The organism is Streptomyces sp. NPDC058964 (genome assembly GCF_042741275.1).
Taxonomy (GTDB): domain Bacteria; phylum Actinomycetota; class Actinomycetes; order Streptomycetales; family Streptomycetaceae; genus Streptomyces.
In genome coordinates this window covers 1-6,243 of the sequence record NZ_JBHYKH010000508.1, presented here as the reverse complement: position 1 = coordinate 6,243, position 6,243 = coordinate 1, and the positions used below count along the sequence as shown (strand labels likewise).

The 6,243-nt window shown below is 66.9% G+C and carries 6 protein-coding genes and 1 pseudogene; 6 read left to right on the top strand and 1 reads right to left on the bottom strand.

The features are described 5' to 3' along the window. Positions 1–87: 87 nt before the first annotated feature. Together ACFW2E_RS38620 and ACFW2E_RS38615 are read left to right on the top strand one after the other, a co-directional pair. On the top strand, positions 88–819 hold the full coding sequence (locus ACFW2E_RS38620) for a response regulator transcription factor (RefSeq protein ID WP_384474257.1): 732 nt from the start codon (positions 88–90) through the stop codon (positions 817–819). After that, positions 816–2,273, top strand: coding sequence for a sensor histidine kinase (locus ACFW2E_RS38615; protein WP_384474252.1), 1,458 nt, complete (start codon positions 816–818; stop codon positions 2,271–2,273). The genes ACFW2E_RS38620 and ACFW2E_RS38615 overlap by 4 nt, the downstream gene beginning before the upstream one ends. A gap of 252 nt (positions 2,274–2,525) precedes the next feature. Here the strand turns inward: ACFW2E_RS38615 and ACFW2E_RS38610 are convergent, their stop codons facing one another. Then, the gene (locus ACFW2E_RS38610) at positions 2,526–2,951 is read right to left on the bottom strand and encodes a hypothetical protein (protein ID WP_384474250.1); all 426 of its coding nucleotides are present in this window, start codon (positions 2,949–2,951) and stop codon (positions 2,526–2,528) included. A gap of 52 nt (positions 2,952–3,003) precedes the next feature. On the opposite strand from ACFW2E_RS38610, the gene ACFW2E_RS38605 reads away from it, so the two are divergent. The 4 genes and pseudogenes from ACFW2E_RS38605 to ACFW2E_RS38590 form a co-directional block, all read left to right on the top strand. After that, the gene (locus ACFW2E_RS38605) at positions 3,004–3,234 is read left to right on the top strand and encodes a hypothetical protein (RefSeq protein ID WP_384474247.1); all 231 of its coding nucleotides are present in this window, start codon (positions 3,004–3,006) and stop codon (positions 3,232–3,234) included. Positions 3,235–3,449: 215 nt separating this feature from the next. After that, positions 3,450–4,682, top strand: coding sequence for a tyrosine-type recombinase/integrase (locus ACFW2E_RS38600; protein ID WP_384474244.1), 1,233 nt, complete (start codon positions 3,450–3,452; stop codon positions 4,680–4,682). Between the two features lie 373 nt (positions 4,683–5,055). Beyond that, on the top strand, positions 5,056–5,544 hold the full coding sequence (locus ACFW2E_RS38595) for a hypothetical protein (protein WP_384474254.1): 489 nt from the start codon (positions 5,056–5,058) through the stop codon (positions 5,542–5,544). Positions 5,545–6,031: 487 nt separating this feature from the next. After that, positions 6,032–6,243: pseudogene (locus tag ACFW2E_RS38590) on the top strand (hypothetical protein); the annotation flags it as partial.

Sequence of the window (6,243 nt, the reverse complement as noted above, 5' to 3'; positions counted from 1 at the left end):
CCACCTCGTCCCGTACGTCTCCCTGGTCCCAGGCGGCTTCACGTGAACGCTTCAACTCCCCTGGCACGGCTGTGCGAGCCTTACGCCATGCGGCTGCTGCTCATCGAAGACGACGACCGAATCGCCGGCCCCCTCGCCGAAGGACTGGGCCGCTACGGATACACCGTGGACCATGTCCGCACCGGTGCTGCCGGACTCGCCGACACCGCGGCCGCGCCGGACCTGGTGTTGCTGGATCTCGGACTGCCCGACATGGACGGCCTGGACGTCTGCCGCAGCCTGCGCGCCCGCTCCGCCGTCCCCATCATCATGATCACCGCCCGGGGCGAAGAAGCCGACCGCATCGTCGGCCTCGAACTCGGCGCCGACGACTACCTCGCCAAACCGTTCGGCGTGCGGGAGCTGATCGCCCGGATCCGCGCCGTCAACCGCCGCGCCGGAGCCCCCGCCTACCTGCCGAGCGGAACGCCCGAGAAGTCGGACACGCATCCGCCGGCCAACGGAGCCCAGCAACTGGGCCCTCTGGTCCTCAACCGCCGTACGCGCGAAGTCCGCCTCGACGGCCGGGAGGTGGCCCTGACACCGAGGGAGTTCGACCTGCTGGCCTACCTCGCGGAGGATCCCGGGACGGTGTACTCGCGCCAGCAGATCATGGACTCGGTGTGGGACCCGCACTTCTTCGGCCCCACCAAGACCCTTGACGCCCACGTCGCAGCCCTGCGCCGCAAGCTCAGCGATGCAGGCTGGGTCACCACGGCCCGCGGGGTCGGCTTCCGGCTCACCGTCCCCGGCGTCCACGCCGACGAGGCAGCCGGATGACGCGGCGCCTGCTGCTCAGCTACCTCGGCCTGGCCCTGCTCGTACTGGCCGGCCTGGAGATCCCGCTCGGTTTCATCTACGCCCGTGGCGAGACTTCCCGCGCCGCGCAGAGCGTGGAGCGGGATGCCTCCATGCTCGCGGAGGTGACCGAGGAGAACATCGAAAAGGGACACCTGGACGCGCTGCCCGACGTGATCGGCGACTACGCCACCCGCACCGGCAGCCGCGTCCTCGTCACCGACAAACAGGGCACTGTCCTGGCAGACTCCGACCCCGGCGGCCGCACCGGCATCAGCCTCGCCGCGCAGCCGGACATCGCCCGTGCCTTGACCAACCGGCCCACAGTCACCACCACGTCCGACAGTGACGGCAACGACGTCGTGTCGGCCACCATGCCCGGCTCCTCGGGCACCACCATCCGCGGCACACTGCGCCTGACCTACCCCCTGTCCGAGGTCACTGCCCATATCCATCGCATCTGGGGGGCCCTCGCCTTGGCCGGGGCCTGCATCCTCGCCGCGGTCGCGCTGGTCGCCTTCAGCCTGGCCCGGTGGATCACTCGCCCCCTGCGCACCCTGGAAGCTGCCACCTCCCAGCTCGCCGACGGCCAGCTCACCAACCCTCCCGACGCCACCATCGGCCCGCCGGAACTGCGCCGCCTGGCCGTTTCCTTCACTCACACCGCCACCCGCCTGCAGCACCTGCTCTCGTCACAGCAGGCATTCGCTTCGGAAGCCTCCCACCAGCTGAAAACTCCGCTCGCTGCGCTACGGCTGCGCCTGGAGAACTTCGAGCCCTACCTCGACCCACGCGCCCACCCCAGCCTGGACGAGGCCGTCGGCGAGGTCGAACGCCTCGGCCGCATGGTGCAGGGCCTGCTCGCCCTCGCCCGCCTGGAGAACACCGCCACCACCCCCGAACCCGTCGACTTGGACGCCGTGCTGACCGACCGGGTCGCGATGTGGGAGCCGCTGGCAGCCGAGCAGTACGTCGCCATCGACATCACCGGCCCTCCGGCCGGTCGCGTGTGGGCGATCCCGGGCGCCCTGGAACAGGTCATCGACAACCTTCTCGCCAACGCCCTGCGCGTCTCCCCGCCCAGCACCACCATCACCCTCCACCGCGTCCCCGGCACCGAACTCCACATCATCGACCAGGGACCCGGCATGAGCGAGGCCGACCGCGCACGCGCCTTCGACCGCTTCTGGCGCTCCTCTGACACCCACCACGACGGCACCGGCCTCGGCCTGCCCATCGTCCGCCACCTCATCGGCGCCTCCGGCGGCACCATCACCCTGCACCCCGCCCCCGGCACCGGCCTGGACGCCCACGTCCGGCTGCGCCCCGTCACCCCACGCCCGCGGCGCGGTCCGCGTACGGCGGGAGGCGGATCTCCTCTCCTCCGTCCGGAACCGCGAACGGCTGCCGTCAGCCGCGGCCCGCGATCTGGCTGAAGCTGGGCATGCCGAGGTCGATGGAGCGATTCGTTGTGGCGCTGTCGATCCGGGCGATCTTGTCCTGGGCGCCAGCGAGGCTGACCTGGAGCCCTTCGATTTCGCCGAGCCAGCCTTCGCGGGTGGCTTCGGCGATGCGGGCCAGGAGATCGTCTTGGATCTCGACCAGCCGGGGACGCGGGGCCGGGTCTGGTCGCAGGAGCGCGCAGCGGATGCGGGCTTCTCTGAACTTGCGCTGGTGAGGTGATCGCGTCAGGAACGCCCGTGTTCGCGGTGGAGTTCGTGGTAGCCGCGAAAGTCGAAGAAGCGCAGGCCGTCGATCACTGTTCCAGACAGGATTTCCGGCAGGGTCCATGGGTGGGGGGTGTAGTCGTCCGTTGCCACGCCTCCGTGCTCAAGCAGCAGAGCGATCATCTGGTGAACCTCTGCGGTGCCGTCGATCCGCCCGGAGATGTCGATCTGCACCGCCCAAGTGGGGTGATGTCCGATGGCCGCTTCGAGGATCGCAATATCCTCAGGATCCCAGTCGGAGAAGAGGTAGCCGGTCTGCTCATCGTCGGTGTCGATGTAGAGGTTGCCGTCCAGAGTCCACGGATGGCGCTGCTCGGGCAGATGCCGATCGAGCGAGGCAACGGTCTCAGCTCGCTCACCTGTGGGAAACACGAAGACAGTTCGCATGGGTTGGAGCGTAGGCAGTTCAGCTTTGTGGCGACCATGGATTTCAGGGACGGTGCCGGTCCGTCGACGCCGTGGTGGTGGTGCGGTCGGCGATGTCTGCGAAGGTCGGCATGCCGAGATCGACAGTGGAGAGTCGGCGGGCTGTTTCGGCATCGAGCTGGTCCAGCTTTCCCTGCGCGCCGGCGAGGCTGACCTGGAGGCCCTCGACTTGGCCCAGCCATCCTTCCCGCTTCGCCTCGGCGATCCGGGCGATCAGGTTGTCACGGGTGTTGGTCAGCCGTGACCGTTGAGCTGGATCAGGCCGGAGGAGCGAGCATCGGACACAAGCTTCTTTGAACTATCGCTTGGTTCCCTCCGAATGAGCTGTCGAGCTCATCCATGCCGGAGGCGCGGGCCTCACGACTTCAGCACAAGTGGGCGGTCTGGGTCGCTCCCTGTCCCATCTCCGACTCGGACGTCCGGGGCTACGGAATCCGGAAGCGGCGAGTCAAGGAGCGAATGGATGATCGCACCCGGCCGCGTCAACCCTTGCTGAGCACCCTCGTGGAGCACATGGAGAATCGGTACAGCCATCTCCACGCGCTCTTGGAACGAGCTGCTGATGCTGCCGGCGGAGCGACCATCACCGTCGACGGCTGTATCTACCAACGGCTGTGGAGCCGGGCCGATGAACGACGCGTCAGGCTCGGAGGGAACGCGAACGTCCGCGTCCGCGACCAAAGCAGCGGCAAGTCCATCAACGTCACGGCAGTCGAGGACGCCGCTTTCTGGGAGTGGGCGATCGTCGAAGTTCTCCGTCACTCGGGCGTCCGTATCGAAGAAGCACTCGAACTCACTCATCTCAGCATCCGGCAGTACCAGCGACCAAGCGGAGAAGTCATTACCCTACTCGTGGTCGCTCCATCCAAGAGTGACCGGGAACGCGTCATCCCCATGTCCGCGGAGCTATTCGGCGTCATCGCGTCCATCATCCGGCGCCACACGCGGGATGGCCGCACGATCCCACTGCTGCCCCGTTACGACCCTCACGAGCGCCGTAGCAGTGCGCCAATGCCGTTCCTGTTTCAACGGCGGATCGGAACAAACCACGAGGTCATCTCCGACACCACTGTCGTCAACATACTCAAACGCCGATGCGGCGAACTCGCAGAAGACCATCCCGCCTTCCACTCCGCCGACTTCACCCCACATGACTTCCGTCGACTCCTCGCTACCGACCTGGTGAATCACGGTCTCCCGACCCATATCGGCGCTGCCCTACTCGGCCACTTGAACTTGCAAACAACTCGTGGCTACGTCGCCGTGTTCAACGAAGACGTCGTCCGCCACTATCAAGGTTTTCTCGACCGGCGCCGCCAGGCCCGCCCCGCGGACGAGTACCGCCCGGTCACTGACACCGAGTGGCGAGGATTTGAAGAGCACTTCGACCACCGGAAAGTTGAGCTTGGCGGGTGCTCTCGGCCCTATGGCCCCGCTTGTCAACATGAGCACGCTTGTTTGCGATGTCCCGTGCTCAACATCAGCCCAAAGATGCTGCCTCGCCTCGACGAGATCGAGGCCGATCTGCTGGCTCGCCGGGCCCGTGCTGAGCAGGAGGGTTGGCTCGGAGAGATCGAGGGCATCGACCTCACGCTCACCTTCCTCTGTCAGAAACGCGAGGAGAGCCAGCGTCTGGCTCGCATCGCGCCGGTCAACCTCGGCATGCCTGGCCTCCGGCCCCCAGGGGCGTGACCCACTGACAGCTCGGCATCGCTGGTCCAGATGGCGGGGAAGGAGGAAGCCCCTGTCGAGATCGAGCTGCTCGTGGGTTGGAGCGAGGGCATCGACCTGACCCTCACCTTCGTCCGCATCAAACAGGCCGACGCAGCCCGACGCACCCGAAGGACCCCAGCGACCCGAAATGATCGGTCACGCTCACGGGCGCTTCGATCTCGCTGATAGATTCCTTCCGGTGAGCGCCCAGCCTGCGGCCACGCACCAGGGCGCGGCGATCCCGGCCAGGTGCTGTGCGACCTCACTCGGGGTCCAGCAGGATGACCACCTGGCGTCGAGGGCATCGAGCTCGGCAGGCGACAGTTCGATGCCGCCACTAGGGAGTTGATCGCTGGATCTGTTCCGCGGCACGCAGACGCGCGAGCACGGGGACATCGAGATCGCGATCCCCACCGCAAACTTCCCCGAGGTTCGCAACCGCTTCCCCGGATACGCCTTCGACGCGGTCAGCAGCGGCCAGATCTGGGAGAACGCCACACCAGACGTGCTGGCCGCCACACACCAGACCTGGCTACGCGATCCAGTCACCGGCAACTACCTACTCGATGTATTCCGCGAACCCCACGACGGCAAGACCTGGATCTGCCGACGCGACGAGACGATCCGGCTTCCCTACAGCGAGATCATCCACCACACCCCAGACGGCATCCCATACCTGGCGCCTGAACTGGTCCTGCTGTTCAAGGCCAAGCACGCACGCCCCAAGGATCAGGCAGACTTCGACGCAACTCTCCCGCACATGACTTCAGCTCAGCGCACGACACTGGCCGAGCTCCTCGCCCGCGCGCACCCAGGACATCGCTGGCTCGGGAACATGTAGTCCACCTCAGACAGCTTCCGGCTGCCGCGCCCAGTGTTCGAAGAGCCGGGAAACGGCGACGCCTCGCGCGTTCCACCTGATTCGTTGACGTCAGCCGCGACTGTCTGACTTGACTTGGTGCAGAGAAGGAACCGCCACCACCGCAGCAGGTCCATGCCATAGGAGCGGACTGTCGCCGCCGTTTTACCGGCTGCGAGCAGCTCCTGGAAGAACACCGCGGCAGGCACCACGGCCGCGCCGTCGGCGTCGACGAGCCGCTAGGGCTCGTACCGGTCGCCGGTCTCCACCAGCCGACCCCACCGAGGAACGGTCAACCTCGACAGATCCCGTTCAGGCACACCATCGTTCATCACGACCGCAGACCGTACTGGGCGACAACCTCACCCGCGCCCTGAACTGCACAATCAAAGTGGTCCGTTCAGTCAACGGGGCGTTCTCATGGATGCAAGGGGTTGGGAAGGCCCGTCCGCAGAGGCCGGTGGCGACCTTGCGCGCTTCGAAGTGGCCGAGGAACTCGCGGGCGCTGTCCCCGCTGTTCTGGACCCACGTGAACCCCTACGGCCGGTTCGAGCTGGACATGACCAGCCGACTCGATCTGGACCTGTCCAGCAGCTCGTCGGTACGCCCCCCGCGCACCCCGCCACCAAAAGGCACCCGCATCCCCCGCGTGACGCGCGGGCTCCGGCCGGGCCGGAGCCC